This is a genomic window from Fervidicella metallireducens AeB, from assembly GCF_000601455.1.
GTDB classification, from domain to species: domain Bacteria; phylum Bacillota; class Clostridia; order Clostridiales; family Caloramatoraceae; genus Fervidicella; species Fervidicella metallireducens.
On sequence record NZ_AZQP01000002.1, the window covers coordinates 93,446 to 115,756 of the forward strand.

Consider the following 22,311-nt stretch of genomic DNA (forward strand, 5'->3'; position numbering starts at 1 on the left):
TCTTAATTGATGAAAAAGATTGGAGGGTATACATGTTAAACTTAGAGGATTTACTAAGGAAGGCAATTGAACTTGGAGCTTCAGATTTACATATAACAGTAGGGCTCCCGCCCACGATGCGTATAAATGGCAAGCTAATACCCTATGGCAACGGTAAGCTTGTACCAAAGGATACTGAAAACTATGTAAAAGAGATGTTAGATGCAGATCAATATGATGAATACATAAAGACTGGTGAAATGGACCTGTCCTTTTCAATTCAGGGTGTAGGAAGATTCAGGGTTAATGTTTTCAGACAAAGGGGAAGTGATGCTATTGCCCTTAGAACTGTAGCACCTCAGGTTCCTACATTGGACAAGCTGGGAATGCCATCTGTGATAAAGGAGTTAACGAATAAAACAAGGGGGCTTATATTAGTAACTGGCCCTACTGGTAGCGGAAAGTCAACTACATTAGCTGCTATGATAAATGAAATAAACAGTACAAGAAGCGGGCATATTATAACCCTTGAGGATCCTGTTGAGTATCTTCATAAACATAAGAGAAGCATTGTAAATCAAAGAGAAATTGGACATGATTCCAAATCCTATGCAAATGCTTTAAGAGCAGCATTAAGGGAGGATCCAGATGTTATTCTTGTTGGAGAGATGAGGGATCTTGAAACTATTTCAATTGCAATTACAGCAGCAGAAACAGGACATCTTGTATTATCTACACTTCATACAGTTGGAGCTTCCAAAACGGTAGATAGAATTGTTGATGTCTTTCCTCCATATCAGCAGCAGCAGATTAAGGTTCAGCTTTCAACTGTTTTAGAAGGTGTTATATCTCAACAGCTGATAACAAAGGCAAATGGTGAAGGAAGAACCTGTGCCCTTGAAATAATGACAGCAACTCCGGCAATAAGAAATCTTATAAGAGAAGGTAAGACACATCAGATTGATTCTGCTGTTCAAATTGGAGCAAAATATGGCATGAAAACAATGGATATGTCTTTAATAGAGCTCTATAAAAAAGGGGAAATAACCTATGAAGATGCAATGCTTTATTCTGTGGATTCTGATGTGATGATGAGGATGCTTAAATTATAATTTTATATTGTGAAAATAACATAAGAAAAAACAGCAATCCATTGTTAAATTTATGTTGATTGCTGTTTTTTAATTTGAGGGAAGGTTTGGAAAGCTTTATAATAAAAATATGGAGTAAAAAAAATTTTAAGAAATTCAAAAAAAACTATACCATAATATGTATAAAAGTGATAAAATTATCATAAAATATTATTTTATATCACTTCTATTTACAACATATGTAAAATAACAGAAAATTATAATGCTGAAAATGAAGTAAAGAAATAAAAATATATCAAATAGAGATAGAGGTTGATTGATGGTGGCAAGGTTTAAAAAAAGACTTGGTGATGTATTGGTTGAGGCTGGGAAGATAACGGCAGAACAATTAAATATGGTTTTAAAAGAACAGCAAAGAACAGGAAAGCGACTAGGTGAAATTTTAGTAGAAGATGGATATTTAAAGGAAAGGGATATACTTGAAGCCTTGGAGATGCAGCTTGGGATTCCACGTGTAAGCATTGAAACGTTAGATGTTGATTACGATGTTGTTAAAATGGTTCCAGAAACCTTAGCAAACAAGTATACTATTTTCCCAGTTGGAATAAGTCAGAATAGAATTCAGGTGGTAATGCTTGACCCTTTGAATATCTTTGCTTTAGATGATATTAAATTAGTTACAGGCTATGAAGTTGAGCCACTTTTAGGATCAAAGGAAGATATAAAAAACTCTATCAGCAAATTTTATTCAGGTCAGCAGGTTAAAAAGGCTGCAGATGAGCTTTCAAGGGAGAACATACAAGATGAAGGAACGGTCCAGGAAGAGAAGGAACTTGAAAATGTGAAAAATGCACCTGCAGTTAAACTGGTGGATTCAATTATTATGAACGCTGTGAAGGCAAGGGCAAGTGACATTCACATAGAGCCCTTTGAAAACCACATAAGGATTAGATACAGAATTGATGGCCAATTAAATGAGGTTTTAAAGCCAGCTAAGGAAATTCAGGCGGCCTTGGTTACAAGAATTAAGATTTTGGCAAATTTAAATATAGCAGAAAGGAGAGTTCCACAGGACGGAAGGATAATTACAAAGGTTGACGATAAAGATGTGGATCTTCGTGTTTCTGTACTGCCTACAGTATTTGGCGAAAAGGTTGTAATAAGAGTTTTAAGCAAAGACAATATGTTAATTGGAAAAAGGCAGCTTGGTATAGAAGATGATGATTTAGTAAAGCTTGATAAAATGATTAAAAGTCCACATGGGATAATACTGGTTACAGGACCTACTGGAAGTGGAAAATCAACAACCCTATATTCAATTTTAAATGAGTTAAACACAGATGAGAAAAATATAGTTACAGTTGAAGACCCTGTAGAATACCTTGTTGACGGTATAAATCAGGTAAATGTTAATGTTAAGGCAGGATTAACCTTTGCTTCAGGTTTGAGGTCAATTTTAAGACAGGACCCGGATATTGTTATGATAGGTGAAATCAGGGATAGTGAAACGGCTGAAATTGCAATAAGGGCGGCAATAACAGGGCATTTGGTTTTAAGCACTATCCATACAAATGATGCCCCTTCAGCAGTAGTGAGGCTTACTGATATGGGTATAGAGCCTTATCTGGTTGCTACATCTATTTCAGGTGTTGTAGCACAGAGGCTGGTTAGAAGAATTTGTCCATATTGTAAAAAGGGACATTATGCAGATGAATACCAAAAGAGAGTCCTTGGATTAAAGGCTGATTCCAGTGTAATAATATATAAAGGAGAGGCTGTAGTTACTGTAAAGGTACAGGTTATGCCGGAAGAGTGGGTGTCTATGAAATTATGGAAATCACCAGGGAGCACAGGGACTATATAATTAAAAACAAGAGTACTGACGAAATCAGGGATTTAAGTATCAAAATGGGTATGAAGACCTTGACGATGTCATGTAAGAACCTTGTTTTGAAGGGATTGACAACCTTCGATGAAATGATGAAAATAGCTTATATAAAGGAGTAGAAAAAATGTACATCTTTAAGGATTTGCTTAAAAAGGCATCAGAATTAGGTGCTTCAGATATTCACATAACCGTTGGTCTTCAGCCAATAGTAAGGGTACATGGAAAGCTTGTACCTATTGGAACCGAAAAATTGACAACAGATGATACTGAAAGTCTGGCAAGGGAAATATTAAATGAAAACCAATGGGAAAAATTTAATGAGCTTGGGGAGCTGGATTTTTCGTATTCAATAGAAGGCATTGGAAGATACAGGGTAAACGTATTCAAACAAAGAGGTTCTGTTGCTCTGGCGATAAGGCTTGTGGGACTTAGTATGCCAACTATCGAAAGTCTTGGTTTACCTAGTGTTTTAAAGGAGTTATGTAATAAGCAAAGGGGACTTGTACTTGTAACTGGTCCAACTGGAAGTGGAAAGTCAACAACCCTTGCAGCTATGATAAATGAGATAAACAAAACAAGGACATGCCATGTTATAACACTGGAAGATCCAGTTGAGTATATGCATAGGCATGGAAAGAGTATTGTAAATCAAAGGGAAGTAGGTCAGGATACCCTAAGTTATGCCAACGCCTTAAGAGCAGCACTGAGGGAGGACCCAGATGTAATTTTAGTAGGTGAGATGAGGGATTTAGAGACTATTTCTATTGCAGTTACAGCAGCTGAAACAGGACACCTTGTTTTATCAACCCTTCATACAATTGGTGCATCAAAAACAATTGATAGAATTGTTGATGTCTTTCCTCCTTATCAGCAGCAGCAGATTAAAGTTCAGCTTGCAGGAGTATTAGAGGGGGTTATTTCACAGCAGTTGATTCCAATGGAGAATGGAAATGGAAGGGCGGCAGCTTTGGAAATAATGATTTCAACCCCGGCAATAAGGAATTTAATACGTGAGGGAAAGACGCATCAGATAGATTCTCATATACAAACTGGGGGAAAATATGGAATGAAAACTATGGATATGTCTTTAACAGCTTTATATAAGGCAGGTATGATATCCTATGAAGATGCAGTAAACTTTTCTGTTGATAGAGATATAATATCAAGACTTTTGAACCAATGAAGGGGTGAAGCAGATGCCAATTTTTCAGTATGAGGCAAAGTCCCTTGATGGACGTACAGTTAAAGGGAAAATGGAGGCAGTAGACGAAAGAGCAGCAGCCCTGGCAATAAGGCAGCAGAACTATTTTCCAGTTAAAATAAAACCCTTCAGGCAGGGGCTTAATATAGATTTAGGGGAAGTTAAAAAGGTTTCAATAAGGGATATTTCAATATTCTGCAGACAGTTTTCGGTTGTTTTAACATCAGGTATAACGATACTTAAGGGGATTGAAATTATAAGGCAGCAGACTGAAAATAAAAAGCTTGCAAAGATACTTGCTGAAGTCTTTGAGGATGTTCAAAGGGGGAAAACCCTTTCTTTTTCAATGGGTAAGCACAAGGATTTTCCAGATATGCTGATTAACATGATTGAGGTTGGAGAAACCAGTGGTACCCTTGATAAAATAATGGAAAGAATGGCTGTTTATTATGAAAAGGAATATAAGCTTCAGCAGAAAATTAAACAGGCTATGACTTACCCCATAGTGGTTTCTATTGTGGCTATTGGAGTTGTAATTTTCCTTGTAGCAAAGGTAATACCGACATTTATAAGTATGTTTAGTGGTATTGGTAATTTTGAACTTCCTCTGCCAACTAGAATAGTAATTGGACTTAGCAATTTTATACGTTACAAATGGTATGTTTTAGTTTTTTTCATAATATTAATGATAGTGGTTTTTAAAGCTTTTTTAAGTACAGTGGATGGAAGGTTTAAAATAGATAAATTTAAATTAAACGCACCTGTTTTTGGAAAAATAAACAGAAAGATAATAACCTCAAGGTTTGCAAGAACATTTGGAATACTTATTGCCAGCGGTGTGCCGCTGCTGCAGAGTATATCAATATGTTCTAACATCGTTGGAAATACTCTGATAAGGGATGTATTAGATGAGGCAAGGGAGGATATAAATAAGGGTGCGTCAATTGGAGATACCCTGGCTAAAAGCGGGATATTTCCTGTTATGCTGACTCAGATGATTAAAATTGGTGAGGAATCAGGTTACCTTGATGATGTTTTAGCTAAGACGTCAGATTTTTACGATACAGAGGTTGAAACAGCAACAGCTCAGTTGACGACAATGATTGAACCTGCAATAATTGTTGTTTTAGGCGGGGTAGTTGCATTTATTATTTTATCAGTTATACTGCCTATGTTTAATATGTATAACGCTATTCAATAAGTTGTTGTTAATTTAATTAACATAAATTAAATATATTTAAGGAGGTTTTATAATGAAGAAAAATGAGAAAAAAAGAAAAAAGGGCTTTACACTGGTTGAGCTTATAGTTGTAATTGCAATCTTAGGTATTTTAGCAGCGGTTACTGTTCCAAGATTTACTGGGTACCAAGATAAGGCTAAATCAACCCAAACTCTGGTTAATGCAAAACAAATAGCAACTGCAATTGATAGTTTAATTGCAGAGGGTAAGACTGTTGATGAAGCATCAATAAGAAGTCTTTCAGGTGTTTCTGGAGGTACTTTGACTCTCGATAATAATGTTGGTACAAATGGATTTTTTACATTTGATGAAGGCGGATATAGAGCTGTGCGAAATACGCAAAATTCAGGAGTTACCATAACTGGTAAAACACCTACATCTGGATTATAGGATTTTTTGGTTAAAATTATTTCTTATCAACGAAGAGCCAGTTAGTTCTGGCTCTTTGTTGATAAAATTTTTTAAATTTTTTATTTAACAAACACCACTGGCAAAATGCAGCATTTATAGGAGAGATAACATGAAAAATTGGCAGAAGTATAAATATGTTGTTGAAAGGAAAAAAGGACTTACAATGGTTGAACTATTGATATCACTTGCACTTATTGGAGTAATTATTCTTCTGGTATCTTCAATATATATATTTGGTGTAAAAATTTTTGACAAGGGTACAACACAATCAAACATTCAGGTGGAAACAACCCAGGCAGGGGATTTCATTACAAAGGAGCTGCGTAATGCAGTTGAAATAACCTTTAACACTCCCGTGAATATAAGGGAATATAGTATGATATATTTAGATAAAAATATAATAAAATATAAACCAGAGGGTAAAACCCTTGAGGAATCAGTGAATAAAACTGATGCAATAATATTAGATAGTAATGATTTAAGTTTTCAAACTAGAAATAAAAATTCAATGGCTTTTTTAAACTTTACAATTAAAGGGACTGGAAAACAACAGAGCTATTTACTGAATTCAGAAGTTCTTTTAAATAACATTAAATCAATAGAAAATTCATCCTCATATAACTTTATTTATTATAAAGTAATAAAGGATTAAAATATATGGAGAAACTATATTTTACAGGTTGCTGTTTATATGGTTTGTAAACAAAAATATTATAAAAATAAGAGAGAATTTCTAATGAGGATTTACATAAATATAAAATTTTTGGCGGAGGTGATAATGTGAAAAAAAAGCATAAAGGTGCATCTTTAGCTATAGTGTTAATAACTTCTGCCACTTTGATAATTTTAGGTGGGGTTTTAGGATTAAGGGTAGTTTCTGAAGTTAAACAATCGGTATATAAAGAAAAGAAAACAAAGGCATATTATATTGCCAGGGCAGGAGCAGCTGCTGCTTCAAAATGGATAACAAATATGAACAGTTCTGAGTTAGACACTTTAAACAGCCTTGGTTCACAGATGATTTCACAACCCCAGGATTTTGGTGATGGTAAGTTTCAAATTAAAATAAACAAACAATCTGAAAAAATAATAATAGAATCAACGGGTATGATTGAAGATGGAAAATATGACAATGGAACAGTAAAGTATGTTGCAGAGAAAGTAACAGCAGTCCTTCAGAAAGAAAGTACAAATACCATTTCAAAGGTTGAAACTGCTGTTTATGGTGAAACTGGTCTTTACATTAAGGGCAAGGTATCAGGTGATATAGGAACAAGTTCATCAAATGCAGGGGCAATAGAGTTTGACTGGGGAACAAGTTTTAATGGAACAGTTTATATACCCTCTGGGGCTGATAAAAGCAAGGTTATTAAGGTTCCCAAAAATTTCAACATTAATCCTGTTGTAAAAACATTTGATGTAATTCCAACTTATCCAAAGCCGGTTTTACCTAGTTTTCCAGAGAATCTGTCTAATAAGGGCAGCATTCTTCTACAGGGTGCACAATCAAAGACCATAGAAGGTGAGGGCTATTATAGCAATATAACAATAAAGTCCAATAACATCCTTACAATTAATACAAAAAGCGGTGACAACATAATTAGAATAGGACAATTAAATGTAGAACAAGGGCATATAAAGGTAACTGGAAGTGGTAGGCTTCTAATCTATGTTGACGATTTTATAAAATTAAAGGGAAGCCTGAATGGTGGCGGTGATAAAAATAAAGTAATATTTTATTGTGGTGAGAAAGGCACATTATATATTACAGGTGAAACAGAGATAAATGGTTCCCTATATCTAGGAGAAACTAATTTGAGCATTACAGGATCAGGTAAGGTTTCTGGTGATATTGTAACTTCAGGAACAAGTATAACCATTACAGGCAGTGGACTTGTTGAGCCTAAAGTTATTTATGCCCCTAATGCAAACATAGAACTCAGCGGCTCTGGGACAGTTAAGGGAGCAGTTATTGGAAAAAGTGTTTCAATGACTGGGGGATCAGAGATTGTATTAAATGGAGGTATAGAAATACAAATTCCAATTGAAACTGTTTCTCAGGAAGGAAAGGCAACATACAAGCAGATATACTGGAAATAGTAGTTCTAAATCTTTGAGAAGGTGATAAATTGGTTTTAAAACATAAAAACAAAGGATTTACTCTCATGGAAGTAATAATTTCACTGGCAATAATCACAATATCAGTTCTATTTATTCTTCAGTTTTTTACAGGCAGCTTCAAACATATAGTAAAATACGGTAAAAGAACGGAGTCCATTTTTGAAGCCCAGAAAAAAATTGATAACGCAATTGCAAATTCTCAGGAAACAAATGGAGTAACTGTTGTGCCGGGTAGCATTCCCCTTAAAATATATTCTCAGGACTACTCAAAATCAATTGAAACACAAGGGGTACAGGGAAATATCATTACAGTAAAGGCAGGGGATAATAACGAAATAATAATTTCAACCTTCGTTACTGGTGATTAAAAAAGGAGTTAAAAAATGATAAAGGAGGAGAAAGGGTGAAAAGGTTTAGTACTAAGTTTAAATCCTTAACCAGCTTTTTAGTTATTGGCTTAATAATCATTTCATGTTTTTCTGTTAATTTTGCCAATGCTGCCAGCAGTACACTAATGAGCACGGATAGAACAGTGGATGTTAATAGGGTAAAGGTTGGAGATACATTTACAGTAAACTACTGCATTACACCTAAGGCACTGACAACTCCACAAAACAACAATATAAAGGATATAGTTCTGGTAGTTGACACCTCACTTAGTATGGATAGAAATTTAAATAATAATGATATAGCCAGTGCAGGCAGCTCAAGATTGGATTCAGTGAAAAGAGTGGCAACTGAATTTATCTCTAAATTTAACGATTCAAATGTAAATATTTCAGTTGTTAAATTTCATGGAAGGGCAAGTACAGTGATGCCCCTTACAAATACTTCAAACTCTTCAGACCGCAAGGCATTAGTGGATAGTATTAAAAATTTGAATACAAAGGGCTCAAATGGTACTAACATTGGGGATGGAATGAGAAATGCCTTTTACACTTTAGGGGATAGCAACAATAAACATGAAAAGTATGTTATTGTACTAACAGATGGAGAGTCAAATTTTTACAGTTACACTGGTTACTGGAATTGGTTTCATTATTATTGGGATTATTATTTAGGTAACAATTATACTTCTTATTATGTAGATGGTGCTGAAGGTGACCCCAAAGGACGTTCATTATACTATGCAAAGTTAGTAGCAAAAGATCAAATTAAAGCTAATAACATTAACACCTACGTTATTGGCTTTGGGCCAGAGCCCACAAGCAATAATTTAGAAATATCCCAGGAGGCAGGAGGAACATATTTTAAATCAACCAGTGAAATAGGACTGAATAATTTATATAACAAGTTTTTTACAAGTATAAACAATCCATCTGCAATGATTAATTTTGAAGAAACCATACCTGAAGGAGCAGAGTTTGTTACTTCAGAAAACCCAGAAATAACTGTCAGCGGAAGAAAACTATATGGAAATATTGGTTTTTATTATAAAAGAGATAACAACAATCAGCAGTTTATTGCTGAGCCGATAAATATCAAAATAACATATAGAGCTGCAAAATCAGATGGAAGTGTCTTTCAGGGAGATAGGATAACTTTTCTTGAAAACTCCGGTAAAGTTACATTGACACCAGTTAATTTTAACGGTAAGCCTGAGATTCTTAATTTTGACACAAGATGTATCATAGATGTTATGCCACTTGATAAACCCATATGTATTCCGGATATAACAGTGCCCACAAACAGCAACGTTAATGTAACGGTTAAGTATGATATTAATTCAATTAGAAAAGAATACAGCACAGATGGAACAATATGGAATGAGTATACTGGACCGATAGTTATTACATCAAATAAAACTGTATATGCAAGGTCAAGGGATGCCTGGAACAGGATTTACTATTCAGAACCGTTGATTGTTAACAACATCGACAAAACCCTTCCAACAGCTGTAATAAAATACAGTACAACAAACCCAACAAATGGCAATGTAATTGCCACATTAGTGCCAAACAAAAGTGTTGTAGTTTTAAATAACAACGGTTCCTTTGATTATACATTTACAGAAAATGGAAGTTTCCTTTTCAGTTTCAAAGATAATTATGGAAACATTGGAACAGCTGTTGCAACGGTAAATAACATAGATAAGACACCACCAACAGCAAGAATAACTTACAGTACCTTAAAGCCAACAAATGAAGACGTAACAGCAACCTTAGTACCAAGTGAGAAGGTTATTATTACTAATAATGGAGGATTGACTTCATATACTTTTAAACAAAAGGGCAGTTTTATTTTTCAGTTTAAAGATGAGGCTGGAAACACAGGTACTGCAAAGGCAGAGGTAAATAATATTGATAAAACACCACCAACGGCAACCATAAGCTACAGTACAACAAAGCCTACAAGTGGTAAAGTAACTGCAAAATTAATACCTAGTGAACCTGTTATAATAATGAACAACAGCGGTTTGGATATTCGAGAATTTACTGAAAATGGAAGCTTTACCTTTCAGTTTATGGACGAGGCGGGAAATACAGGTAATGTGACAGCTGTTGTAAATAATATAGATAAAACATTGCCAACAGCAACCATAAGCTACAGCTATGAAAATGGATATGTCAAAGCAACATTAGTGCCAAATAAGGCTGTAACTGTAACAAATAATAACGGTTCCTTTACTTATAATTTCTTTAAAAATGGAAGTTTTACATTCTTTTTCAAGGATGCCATAGGTAATACAGGAAGTGCAGTTGCTTCAGTGAGCAGCATAGAACCTGTCATTCCTGCAACTACAGTTAAAGTTTTAAAGGTAAATCCAAAGAAGCCAAAATCCGAACAGATTAAAATTCAATTAAACAAGATAAATCCTGATTTTATAGCAGATATTGATTTAATTAAGAAATCAGGTGATGTTAAGAATAATTTATCAGTTTCATATCAGGGCTATACAATAACTGATTATCAAAGGGGAGTAATCAGCTTAGGTATAAGTGGATATTCTGTAAAGGCAGGCATTAGTGCTAAATATGACATTGTTATTAAATTAAAACAAAGTGATACAGATAATAGTCCTAAGACTTATATAATAAGGCTTGAAATAAAAACAGTTTCTTCAGGTACGGGTTTATCGTAAGTTCTGTAAAATTAACATGGGACATTTAATAATCCCATGTTAATTTTTCAGTTATTAGAATTATTGCAATTGTCTCAGATTGGAGAGTCACTTTTATGATGGATATAAAAAATAAAAAGAGATACGGTGTTACATTAATAGAAATTATGATTTCATTAACTATTGTTGTTATTGTTTTTACAGCTGCTGCTTCTACTTTTGTTAGTGCATTCAAAAGTGCAAAGAATGAGGAGATAAAATTAGAAACAATGACAGGAGTTCAATCAACTATTCAATGTCTGAGAATGCAGGGGGTTGATACCCTTGAAGCTATATATAATTTAGTAAAAAATAAAGATGGTAGTGCTAAGATTTATTTGTTGTATGATGATATAAAGGAAATAGTAGATGAGGGTGGAAAGCTAAATTTTGGGCAAACCATAAGTGATGATTTTCAGCTGGAAGGAGAATATCTTAAAACATATTCCCTTGAGGAAGCAGAAAATAAATTTGGTGATAACAGGAAATTTTATTTATGCCTTGAAATATATGAAGAAAAGTATAATAACAATACTACAAATTTCAGATTTTATAATGTGTTGCGTGTGAAAGTTACCATAGGAAAACTTAACGATAAAAATATATTTTCTGAGGGGACAGCTTACTTTGGGGGATGATTCTTTTGAAAAAAAAGGGCTTAACATTAATAGAACTTTTGGTTTCCTTAGCAATAATGGCTGTGTTATTCGCTGCAGTAACTGGAATTTTTACAACTGGTTTAAAACTTTATGGGGCAGGGGAAATTCAATCAGAGGTTTTAAGAGATACCAGAACAGCTATTTTGAAAATCTCAGATGACATTAAAAAAGGAGTTATGTTTATCAACACAGATGATTTTCAGAATGCTCAAGGCAATATATATTTTAGCGATGTAAAAAATAAAGTGACTAAGCTTTTGGAAGATTATAATGAAAAATACAGCCTGAATTATATACCTTTGCTATTTATAGAGCAATTAAATGGAGAAAATTATCTCTATGCCGTAGAAACAAAGATTGAAGATAACAAGACGTTTTATAAACTTCATAGAATTCATCTGAGGGTGTCAGATAATTTACAATACAACTATTATTACAGCAACACGGATAATAATCCAGTTGAAAATTTTGATTTAGACAAAATAAAATTTGGAATTATTGACTCCTATGAGGCCAGATATTTTAAAAATAATTATAAGATTAAATCATCTTTAATAAAGATTAAAAATGAAAATATTCTACCCAGTGACAGATATGGTAATTACACTAAATCAATTAGTATAGAATTGTATGGAAATATAATAAATGATGCTATTACTTGTCCATTCGATTATTATCAGGGAAAAGACGTTTTTAGATGTGTATATGATAAAGAAAAATCTGTTTTTAAAAGCATAAAGCTTGAAAAAATGCCATTGTCTTTAAATGAAATAGATAAGTCAGATGATGAGCTGATGTCTGAAAATCTTTGTGCAATGCCTTTAATTAAGCCTGAGGACAGTAACAAAAGCTATAATATAGAAATTATTGTTGGCAAATTCAATAAAAATACAGGATATACATATCAGAAAAGGCTGTCTACAAAGGTTGCAGTTGGAAACTATGGAGGGGATATAGATGATGAATAAGAGAAAAAAAGGCTCTGCCATATTATATACAATAGTTGTTGTTTCCATACTGTTGTTAATCTCAATCAGTGCTTTATCCCTTTCCTTTTCAAACAGAATTTCAACTTTAAATTTTGAAGGACTCAACAATTTAAAAACAATTGCACAGACTGGAGTAGACATAGGGCTGGCTGTTCTTAAAGAAAAAATAGTATTAAATGTTCTTAATTCAAGGGACATTAAATCATCTGTTCTTTATAATACTGCATTGGATACAAATTCAACAGTAAGGGAGCTTGGATTAGAGGCAGTTAATACCTTACCTGGGGATATGGGAAGCTTCTCAATAGCATTTAATGTATTTGGTCAGGAAGTAGATTCCACAAATCCTAAAAATGGAGACTGTTTTATTAGATATGTTGATAAAATCGATAATAACTGCCAACCTATAGAAGACCTGGATAACTATATTACTCCAACGGGAAAAATATCAAAAAGGTGTATAAAAATGACGGTTTTAGCCTTTGGTAGAAAACAAACTACGAAAAAAATAGAAGTTTATATTGATAAGGATTCAATTTCAAATTATTATATGGAAAAAATACTTGGTAATGTTTTAACCGTTATAAACGAAACAAATAACCCAGAAGCAGTATTTGATAATAGCGAAATAACTCAATTTAATGCTTCAGGAGATATATATTTTAAAGGAAATAAAATAAACTCAATTAATGGAATAGATGGTAAGAAAAGAAGCATAACAGTGGATGATGAAAAAAAAGTTATATTTTCAAATACAAAGAAAAGTCTTCCATCTATGAATCTAAGTGATTTAAAAAATGTTGATATTATTGATATACCAACTGAAGATCAGCTTATAGAAGAAAATAAGTTCAGCTATATAGAATCAGATTATAGTGATAAAAATGCACCATTTCTTGTTACGTCACAATGTAAGCCTAATTTAGGGGAAGATGCTGTGGATTTAAATAAAATAATATTAGGCAAAGATTTAGATTCAACTAAAGGATTGAGGTACTATATTGCAAACACACCGGTATTTAATTTTGAAAATGAAGCTGATTTGACAAAGATGTTTAAGTTGGTTGTAGTTTATGGGGATTTGAACATTGATTGCCAGAGTTTTTATACAGACGGAATAAATTATAAGGATAGTGATGAGTTTAAAAATCCTGCAAGTTACAGGCAGATAACTCCATTTAATTACATCATCATATGTCTAGGTAAAGTGAAGATAAAAGGAAGGTTTAACTTCATAAACAGCTCAATATTTGCCAGGGAGATCAAGTTTGAAAAAAATAAGAATAATGACTTAATTGTGATGCAGGATGAGGATGGAAACGAAGTATTACATACAGTTTCAACAGATACTGCTGTTAATATGAAAGGTATTGGTGTGGAAGATTCTATCAAAGATATAAAGGAAAGTCTTAGTGAGTACTATGATGACTTACCTGATAATGCCTGGGGATATTTTAATAACACTGAGAGAGCCTTATTGAATTCCTTTCTTATAAAAAATTTACCTGATGCTTATTCAAAGGCATTAAAATTAAAGGTAATAGATTGGAAGGAAAGCGGATATTAATATGCAAAGGAATATAAAAAATTAATTTAAAAGGAATGTTTGTGATATGATATTAGGTTTTGTTATTTTATTCAGTTTACTTATTGGCAGTTTTTTAAATGTTTGTATATATAGGATACCAAGGGAGGAGAGCATTTCTTATCCTCCTTCTCATTGCGTAAATTGCGGCTCAAGAATTAAATTGTACGACTTAATTCCTATAATCAGTTATTTATTTTTGGGAGGAAGGTGCAGAAACTGTAAAAGTAGAATTTCAATTGAATATCCAGTAATTGAATTTATTACAGCAGTTATTTTTCTGATGATCTATATAAATTATGGATTAAGTTTTGAATTTATTAAATACTCCATATTAACAGCTTTTATGATTGTAATCGGTATGATTGATTATAAAACTACTGATGTTTATTTCAAAATATCAATTTCAGCGATAATAACAGGTATAATATTTACTGTAATTGGCAAGTATTTAGGGAGTGGTATTTTGGAATATATCTATGGTGCTGCCTTAGGTGGAGGCATTATCACCCTTATAATACTGATAACTAAAGGCATGGGCTGGGGTGACGCTGAAATTTGTACAATATGTGGTCTTTTTTTAGGTTTCAGGCTTACTATGCTGCTATTGTTTTTAAGTTTTATCATCGGAGGTGCCACAGGTGTAATCCTTATACTGCTTAAAAAGAAAAGCCCAAGGGATTATATACCATTTGGTCCATCTATTGCACTAGCTTCTGTTATAACAGTTATCTTTGGAGAGAGGATTTTATCCTGGTATTTTTCCCTGTTTTAAGGAGAGATATTTTGAAAAGGGGAGTAACTTTAATTGAATTAATCGTTGTTATTGGGATAATTTCCATAATATTGACTATTTCTAAGCCTTCTGTTATCGCTTATATAAGAAGGGATAGGCTTGAAATCAGTACGGATAAGTTGATAAATGACTTGAAGTATGCAAAATTGTATGCTATGTCAAATGATGATTCGTCTATTTATATAAGGTTTTATAAAGCTTTTGGAAGTTACGAATATGATAGTTATTCTATTTGTGATGGTAACAGGCTGACAAATAATATTCTAAAAAAGGTTAAACTTCCAGATGGCATCAGGGTTTGTGCAAGGGGAGATGGAAGCACCTTTGATGTTACAGAAAAAATTACATTTCAGTCTGCAGGTAATGTAAGCCCCTTTGCATGTACAATCGCTCTAAAGGATTTAGATACAGGTGAAAAGACATTTACAACCTTAACCATTGGTTTTACCAGGATTATGGAGATAAAAAAGTGAAGATAAACAAAGGTTTTACTTTAGTTGAGGTTATTGTTTCTATTGCACTCCTTGCAATACTTTTAATATCTGTATCAATTTTAAATCTGATGAGTATCAGGATGAACATTGCAGCAAGGCAAAGGGATAAAGTATTTTATATAGCAAAGGGAATATGTGAAATTTATAGTTCTGAAGATATAAATTTTACTGAGGATTTATATAAATCAGTATATAAAGGAATAGATGATTTGTCTGAAGTAACAGGTATAGTTGATATATTTAAAAACAATGATGGTATATGTACTGGGGTTGAGGATGAAATACCAGCTGTTGGTAAGAAATACATGGTGTTACTAAGTCTTCAAAAAAGTTTACAAAATTCAAATAATGGAGGAGCAAGCATAAGATTGAATATTCTGAGGGTTAGAGTTTTAGAAGTTGGAGAAAATCAAAACAGTGTTACATTAACTTATGTAAAGTAACAGGAGGCTTTTAACTGTTAAATGAAAAGAAAATCTGGAATAACCTTAGTAGAGTTAATAATAGCTATATTTCTTTTGTCAATTATAGCTGCTGTTACCTTTGATTTTATTTTTACAAATTACAGATTTTATTTATTATATAGCTTTAAGGCTGATGAAAATCAAAATGTAAGAATAGCTGTAGAATATTTGTCTAAAGGTATTACCAATGCTAAAGAAGTTAAGCTTATTAAAAAAATAAATAACAGGGAATTTACAGCCCAAGAGATTGTAGCAGAAGATAAAGAAGGAAATTATAGTCAATATGTTTATTTAGATGACAAAAAAATATATCTTTTAAATGGTATAATAAGATGTGATACATCTTCACAGCATGTTGTTTCAGGTATAAAATCCTTTGAAATCAAAGATAAGGGTAGAGGATTATATACTATAACGGTGAATGGAAAGGAATATTCCCAAAGCACTAATATTTTTAAAGGGAAGTGAAGTCTACGCAAAAGGTTAAAAAGTATGGAATTGCTTTAATATATGTTATTTTAATTATGATTCCAGTTTTATTTATAGCCCTTTCGCTAATAGATTTAGTTTCAACGGATTTTATGGTGAGCTATAAAGTGTTTAATGGTAACCAGTCATTATATAATGCAGAGTCTGGTATAACAAATGGAATAAAAAGGCTGCAGATAAAGGAATTTCAAAGAGGATATAAGGATAACTTCACAGTAGCATTGGATGACTTACAGAACAGTCAAAATTATTATAATACCGTTATAAAAAGTAATGGAGAGATGTTTCAGATAAGTTCCATGGGATTTTATAAAGGCAGCGTAAAAAGGCTCAATACAGATATCGATAGAGAACTGCTACTGAATTTAAATCGCAAGTTTATGGCAGGTCAGATTACATCACCTGGAAGGGTTGTATTTAGAATATCACCATTAAACTGGGAAACCAGGCTTAAAAAATATGAGAAAATCTTATTACTCAACCAGTCAGGCTTAATGAATGATGGTAATATATATTACTTTTTCAGTGGTGAAAATATATCAACTGCTGTTAAGGGTACTAGGGATGTCCTTATTTGTACAAGCATTATAAAAAATGATAAAATTAAGAGTATAAAAGCAGATTCAGCTAGCAGGAAAAAATGGCTGACAGATGGAAATGATATAATGTATTATATCGGTGCTGAAGGTGAGAATTTTAAATTTGATTTAGAAAAAATCAAAAATGCTGATGAAGCTATCTATAAAGGCTTTAGGGAATATGGAAATACAGTGACTGAGGATAATGGAATTATATCTAAATATATTCGAATTCTTTTTATTGATGGAGATATTGACTTAACAGGTATAAAGGGTGATTATATAGGGAATCAGGTATCTAATGCACAGATGTATCTGGATAATTTAATTATTTATTGTACAGGGAAAGTAACCATAAAGGATTGTGAAATTCAAGGTTATAACAATGGCCTACGTGAATATAAGGACATAGACATCAGCATTGTTTCTGATAGAGTTGAATTTTCTTCGGATAATTTAATAAGCTATCAAGGCCCAAATGACGGTTTAATTAAAAATAAAGTAGATAAAATTATCGATGTCATTCGGAAAAATACTGATATTTATTCAAACTGGGTGGTTAAATATTAATTGAAATCAAAAGGTGGATGTGAGGTGTTTAGATGTTTTTAAAGGATGGTCTTGCTGTAGATATTGGAAGCAGCTATATTAAAGTTGTTTTAGGAAATAAACAAAGGATAAGTGCCTTTGGTCTTATAAAAACACCAGAAAGAAGTGTAGTTGATAATAACATTGTGGATGCAGAAGCTATAAAAAATTCATTACAGGAATTTATTACAGAAAAACGCTGGAAACCTAGTTATGTTTCATTTGTTATTCATGGCCAGGATTTGATAATAAAGCATATAGAAGTTCCAATAATGGATGAAAAAGGTATCAACAAGGCTGTGGAAATGGAGATAAGCCAGATACTTCCAGATAATGGGGACAAATATTATATTGATTTTGAAATTCAAAGTAAAATTAATACAAAGGATAAAAAGGTATATAACCTTTTGATTGGAGCAGCTCCAAAGTTAAAAATAAATAAATATGTTGAAATCGCTGATGGATTAGGTTTGAAATTGAAAGCCATTGATTTATCAGCAAATTGTAATGCCAGAGTTTTTAAAGGAGGAGAAAAGGAAAACCAAAATTCTTCTAACATAGCCATAATTGATATTGGTTATAGAAGCTGCAAAATGACAATATTGGAAAACGGGAATCTATTTATAGAAAGAGAGATAACATCTGGGATTAGAAATGCAATAGTTGACATTGCAACAAGATTATCTATTGACGAAGAGGAAGCCTTTGGATATTTATTTGACAAATTTGACTTCACCTATATAAGACAGGATAACTATTTAGATAAGGATATACAGATGATTTTTGATAACGTATTTGTAAATTTTGAAAAAATTGTTCAATTCTTTGCCACAGGGAAATTACAGAGAAAATTAGATAAAATATATTTAACCGGTGGCGGAAGCGAAATAAATGGCATAGATAACTATATAAGAGATTTTTTTGGTTCGCAGGTATATTCTCCTGATTCCACAGAAAAAATTTCTTTAAAGATAAAGGCACCTGTAGGGTTTACTTTGAAAATGTATTCTTGTGCTTTAGGGCTTTTGCTTAGAAAGGAGTAAGGTCATGACTGAACTTAATTTAATACCATATGAACTTAGAAGGAAAAAGAAATTAGGTTATACAGGAAGGGAAATGGCAAAAATAGCCCTTGTAATTGCTGGTATTTTACTCTTTGCCATTTTGATTCCAACGGGTAAACTCATTTTTCTGCAGAATAAGGAAAAGGCTTTAATTAAAGAAATAAGCAGCAAAGAATCACAGCTTAAAGAGAGCGAAGAATTATCTAGAAAAATCACCAGCTATAAGGAATATATAAATATGGTTGAGGGGATTTTAAGTCAAAAACAGACAATAGAAGATAAGGTTAGAACTATTGAAAAATATATGGTTTCTGATGTTGTGATTACAAATCTTTCAGCTGGTAAGGGAACAATTAGTATTATTGCAAATTCTAAAAGCTACAGTTCCTTATGTGTGTTTGTTGCAAATCTGCAGGAATCAACGGAGTATAAGGAAGCTAGATTATCAGGGATAAATTTTAATACTGATAAATTAAATTACACGGCAGCAATAACCATTAGTTATTAGGGGGTAGAAGTATGGAAAATTTAGCAAAAAGAGAGAGAATTCTATTGATTGTACTTGCCTTTATGGTTATCTTCTACCTTTATTACACTTTATTTCTATCACCGGTTTTAGTTAAGATAAGCGATGTTAATTCAAGGATAAAAGTTTATCAGCTAAAAGCTGAAAGTATAAAAAATGCAAATGTAATTATAAAAAGGCAGCAACGTGAGTTAGAGGGTCTAAAAGAAAAGTTTAAAGATGCAACTTCAGCCATTCCAGAACTAGAGCGTGATGCTGAGATAGCTTACAGGCTTAAATTCTTAGCAGAATCAAAGGGAGTTACATTATCATCAGTTAATTTTGCTGAGGCCACAGAAATAGGTGTTAAGGAAATCAGTGTTTCTGGAGATTTAAATGGCGGAGAGCAAAATAATAGTGGAGTGTCAAATAATGTCTCAACAAATAGAGACAAAATATACAGGGTATCATGTACAGCAGTATTATTAGGCAACTATAATCAGATAGTTAATTTGATTGCTGATTTAGAGAAGGATAAAAGATTTGTAGTTATAGAAAATTTTGGTGTTACTTCAGGGGCACAAAATGAGAGATTAAATGCTACTTTAAATTTAAACTATTTCTTTACTAACAATAAAACAGAAGGTGTAGTTGATTATGATTTCAACAATGGAACATATGGCAAGGAGAATATTTTTAAATAAAAACATAGTTTTAATAGGGATGCCTGGCTGTGGGAAAACTACCATTGGCAGGTTGCTGGCTGACAACTTATCACTTCCCTTTGTTGATGTGGATGAATATATTGAGAAAAAAACCGGGAAAAGTGTAAGGCAGCTTTTTTCAAGGGGTGAAGAATTTTTCAGGGAAATTGAAACAACAGCAATAAAAGAAATTTCATCATTATCTCCAAGGGTTATAGCAACAGGTGGCGGAGTTGTAAAAAAAGAGGTTAATATGGATATTTTATCTAAAAATTCTATAATTATTTTTATTAACAGGCCCATTGAAGATATCGTAAAGGATATTGATGCTGACTCAAGACCTTTGCTTAAAGATAATTTAGATAGAATATATTCCCTATTTTATGAAAGGTATCCACTTTATTTAAAATATTGTGACCTAGAGATTAAAAATGACATTGGTATTGATGAGACCATAAATGAAATATTAGATGCTATTAAAAAAGGGTATGATTAGAATAAGTCAACATTTAATTGAAATATGTCAATAAATTTGTTAAAATACAATTATTGTACATATTAAGGTCAATTTTGTATAAAATTCCTTAAAAACAGGTGTGAAGATATGAAAATTATAATAATTAACGGAGTAAATTTAAACTTGCTTGGTCAAAGGGAACCCCATATATATGGGAACAAGGGATATGATGAATTATGTAAAGATATTATTTCAGAAGCTGAAAGATTAGCTGTAGAAGTAAAGATAGTTCAAAGCAATGTAGAGGGAGAAATAGTAAATTTTATTCACCAGGCTCAGGGCAAATATGATGGGATTATAATAAATCCAGGAGCATATACACACTATAGTTATGCTATTTATGATGCACTTAAATCAGTTGATGTTCCAGCAGTTGAGGTTCATTTAAGCAATATACATTCCAGAGAGGAGTTTAGAAAAAATTCTGTTGTTGCACCTGCATGTATTGGTCAGATTTCTGGATTTGGTACTTATGGGTATATAATGGCATTACATGCTATAATACATAGGTAAGGATATTGCTGTTAATCTGATAACAGTTTTTTCTTGACAAAAAATATAATAACATTATAGTAGAAAGAGTAAAAGTATAAACAAAATAAAATCTGTTAATAATATTTTATGGAGGGATAATTTAATGATAGTAGCTGGAGATTTTAGAAAAGGTAGTACTTTTGAGATGGATGGACAAGTATTTACAATCATCGATTTCATGCATGTTAAGCCAGGAAAAGGTGCTGCATTCGTAAGAACAAAAATAAGAAATGTTGTTTCAGGAGCAGTTGTTGAAAGAACTTTCAACCCAACAGACAAGTTCCCTGAAGCTGTTATAGAAAGAAAAGAAATGCAATACCTATATAACGATGGTACATTATATTATTTCATGGATATGAATACATATGATCAAATACCATTAAACTATGAAAAGGTAGAAGAAGCTATTAAGTACTTAAAGGAAAATATGTTTGCTATTATTAAATTCTACAAGGGAGAAGCATTCTCAGTAGAAGCACCTAATTTCGTTGAGTTACAAGTAACACATACAGAACCAGGTGTAAAGGGAGACACTGCAACAAATACATTAAAGCCAGCAACTGTTGAAACAGGTGCAACATTTATGGTTCCATTGTTTGTTAACGAAGGAGACACTATAAGAATCGACACAAGAACTGGTGAATATATGTCACGTGTATAATGCATAATATTAATAATTAACAGTGGCTCTGCCACTGTTAATTATTATCATATAAAAAGGAGGTAAGATATATGGAAACTATCAAAGAAAAGGTTGCATATCTTAAAGGAATGTCAGATGGACTTGGCATCAACCACGAAACAAAGGAAGGAAAACTTTTGTTAGCAATCATTGACGTCATTGACGATATGGCTGAAGAGATTGATCTTTTAAATGAAGCTCAAACAGAGCTTGATGACTATGTTGATGCTATAGATGAAGATTTGGCAAGAATTGAAGAAGACATCTATGAAGATGATGACGAGAATGACTATGAAGATGATGGATACATAGAAATGGAATGTCCTAACTGTCATGAAACAGTTTATCTTGATGAAGCTATGTTTGAAGATGAAGAAGAAGATGAAATACTTTGTCCAAATTGCAACGAACCACTACCTTTTGAATGTGAATGTGGTTGTGACTGCGGTTGTGATGATGAGGAATGTGACTGTGACTGCGACTGCGAATAGCTTGTTAAAGCTCTTGATTAAATTCAAGGGCTTTTTTTATGCCTGAAAAAGAAAGTGTGAAACCATTTATAAAAAATAATCCTGAAACTATAAAATATATATTTGTTTTAAGTTATAAAATCACAGTCATCCTAATAAAC

At 32.6% G+C, this 22,311-nt stretch carries 23 protein-coding genes and 1 pseudogene; all 24 read left to right on the top strand.

The window, feature by feature from the left end:
- Nucleotides 1-32 precede the first annotated feature (32 nt).
- The 24 genes and pseudogenes from Q428_RS01270 (at nt 33) to Q428_RS01385 (ending at nt 22,171) form a co-directional block, all read left to right on the top strand.
- Entirely contained in the window at nt 33-1,091 is a 1,059-nt protein-coding gene (locus Q428_RS01270) for a type IV pilus twitching motility protein PilT (protein ID WP_035377445.1), read from the top strand.
- Nucleotides 1,092-1,389: 298 nt separating this feature from the next.
- Nucleotides 1,390-3,077 (top strand): annotated as a pseudogene (locus tag Q428_RS01275) (GspE/PulE family protein).
- 5 nt (nt 3,078-3,082) lie between these two features.
- Nucleotides 3,083-4,141, top strand: coding sequence for a type IV pilus twitching motility protein PilT (locus Q428_RS01280; RefSeq protein WP_035377446.1), 1,059 nt, complete (start codon nt 3,083-3,085; stop codon nt 4,139-4,141).
- Between the two features lie 13 nt (nt 4,142-4,154).
- A complete protein-coding gene (locus tag Q428_RS01285; RefSeq protein ID WP_035377448.1) occupies nt 4,155-5,360 on the top strand; it encodes a type II secretion system F family protein in 1,206 nt (401 codons plus the stop codon).
- Nucleotides 5,361-5,412: 52 nt separating this feature from the next.
- On the top strand, nt 5,413-5,790 hold the full coding sequence (locus Q428_RS01290; protein ID WP_051514797.1) for a prepilin-type N-terminal cleavage/methylation domain-containing protein: 378 nt from the start codon (nt 5,413-5,415) through the stop codon (nt 5,788-5,790).
- A gap of 130 nt (nt 5,791-5,920) precedes the next feature.
- Nucleotides 5,921-6,463 (top strand): PilW family protein, encoded by a 543-nt coding sequence (locus tag Q428_RS01295; RefSeq protein WP_035377450.1) that lies wholly within the window; start codon nt 5,921-5,923, stop codon nt 6,461-6,463.
- Between the two features lie 128 nt (nt 6,464-6,591).
- A complete protein-coding gene (locus Q428_RS01300) occupies nt 6,592-7,911 on the top strand; it encodes a DUF7305 domain-containing protein (RefSeq protein WP_035377452.1) in 1,320 nt (439 codons plus the stop codon).
- A gap of 29 nt (nt 7,912-7,940) precedes the next feature.
- Nucleotides 7,941-8,300 carry a type IV pilus modification PilV family protein gene (locus Q428_RS01305; RefSeq protein ID WP_035377454.1) on the top strand — a complete coding sequence of 120 codons (360 nt, stop codon included), beginning with the start codon at nt 7,941-7,943 and terminating at the stop codon, nt 8,298-8,300.
- A 35-nt stretch (nt 8,301-8,335) separates the two neighbouring features.
- Nucleotides 8,336-11,014 carry a vWA domain-containing protein gene (locus Q428_RS01310; protein ID WP_035377455.1) on the top strand — a complete coding sequence of 893 codons (2,679 nt, stop codon included), beginning with the start codon at nt 8,336-8,338 and terminating at the stop codon, nt 11,012-11,014.
- Nucleotides 11,015-11,109: 95 nt separating this feature from the next.
- Nucleotides 11,110-11,670, top strand: a complete 561-nt coding sequence (locus Q428_RS01315; protein ID WP_035377456.1) for a PulJ/GspJ family protein — start codon at nt 11,110-11,112, stop codon at nt 11,668-11,670.
- Between the two features lie 5 nt (nt 11,671-11,675).
- Nucleotides 11,676-12,659: a PilW family protein gene (locus Q428_RS01320; protein ID WP_161633575.1), complete on the top strand. Its 984-nt coding sequence runs from the start codon at nt 11,676-11,678 to the stop codon at nt 12,657-12,659.
- Entirely contained in the window at nt 12,649-14,247 is a 1,599-nt protein-coding gene (locus Q428_RS01325) for a hypothetical protein (RefSeq protein ID WP_035377459.1), read from the top strand. The genes Q428_RS01320 and Q428_RS01325 overlap by 11 nt, the downstream gene beginning before the upstream one ends.
- 46 nt (nt 14,248-14,293) lie before the next feature.
- Complete coding sequence (locus Q428_RS01330; RefSeq protein ID WP_035377461.1) at nt 14,294-15,040, top strand: prepilin peptidase; 747 nt, start codon at nt 14,294-14,296, stop codon at nt 15,038-15,040.
- An 11-nt stretch (nt 15,041-15,051) separates the two neighbouring features.
- A complete protein-coding gene (locus Q428_RS01335) occupies nt 15,052-15,534 on the top strand; it encodes a prepilin-type N-terminal cleavage/methylation domain-containing protein (protein WP_035377463.1) in 483 nt (160 codons plus the stop codon).
- Nucleotides 15,531-15,998, top strand: a complete 468-nt coding sequence (locus Q428_RS01340; protein ID WP_035377465.1) for a type IV pilus modification PilV family protein — start codon at nt 15,531-15,533, stop codon at nt 15,996-15,998. Before Q428_RS01335 ends, Q428_RS01340 begins: the two co-directional genes overlap by 4 nt.
- A 21-nt stretch (nt 15,999-16,019) precedes the next feature.
- On the top strand, nt 16,020-16,487 hold the full coding sequence (locus tag Q428_RS01345; RefSeq protein WP_035377467.1) for a prepilin-type N-terminal cleavage/methylation domain-containing protein: 468 nt from the start codon (nt 16,020-16,022) through the stop codon (nt 16,485-16,487).
- Nucleotides 16,484-17,656 (top strand): hypothetical protein, encoded by a 1,173-nt coding sequence (locus Q428_RS01350; RefSeq protein WP_035377469.1) that lies wholly within the window; start codon nt 16,484-16,486, stop codon nt 17,654-17,656. Before Q428_RS01345 ends, Q428_RS01350 begins: the two co-directional genes overlap by 4 nt.
- A gap of 32 nt (nt 17,657-17,688) precedes the next feature.
- Nucleotides 17,689-18,717: a pilus assembly protein PilM gene (pilM, locus tag Q428_RS01355; RefSeq protein WP_035377471.1), complete on the top strand. Its 1,029-nt coding sequence runs from the start codon at nt 17,689-17,691 to the stop codon at nt 18,715-18,717.
- A 4-nt stretch (nt 18,718-18,721) separates the two neighbouring features.
- Entirely contained in the window at nt 18,722-19,246 is a 525-nt protein-coding gene (locus tag Q428_RS01360; RefSeq protein WP_035377472.1) for a PilN domain-containing protein, read from the top strand.
- Nucleotides 19,247-19,257: 11 nt separating this feature from the next.
- Complete coding sequence (locus Q428_RS01365; protein ID WP_035377474.1) at nt 19,258-19,947, top strand: hypothetical protein; 690 nt, start codon at nt 19,258-19,260, stop codon at nt 19,945-19,947.
- Nucleotides 19,922-20,443 carry a shikimate kinase gene (locus Q428_RS01370; RefSeq protein ID WP_035377535.1) on the top strand — a complete coding sequence of 174 codons (522 nt, stop codon included), beginning with the start codon at nt 19,922-19,924 and terminating at the stop codon, nt 20,441-20,443. The genes Q428_RS01365 and Q428_RS01370 overlap by 26 nt, the downstream gene beginning before the upstream one ends.
- A 108-nt stretch (nt 20,444-20,551) precedes the next feature.
- Nucleotides 20,552-20,977, top strand: coding sequence for a type II 3-dehydroquinate dehydratase (aroQ, locus tag Q428_RS01375; protein ID WP_035377476.1), 426 nt, complete (start codon nt 20,552-20,554; stop codon nt 20,975-20,977).
- A gap of 124 nt (nt 20,978-21,101) precedes the next feature.
- Complete coding sequence (gene efp / locus Q428_RS01380; protein ID WP_035377478.1) at nt 21,102-21,659, top strand: elongation factor P; 558 nt, start codon at nt 21,102-21,104, stop codon at nt 21,657-21,659.
- A 71-nt stretch (nt 21,660-21,730) separates the two neighbouring features.
- Nucleotides 21,731-22,171, top strand: coding sequence for a CD1247 N-terminal domain-containing protein (locus tag Q428_RS01385; RefSeq protein ID WP_035377479.1), 441 nt, complete (start codon nt 21,731-21,733; stop codon nt 22,169-22,171).
- Nucleotides 22,172-22,311: the final 140 nt, after the last annotated feature.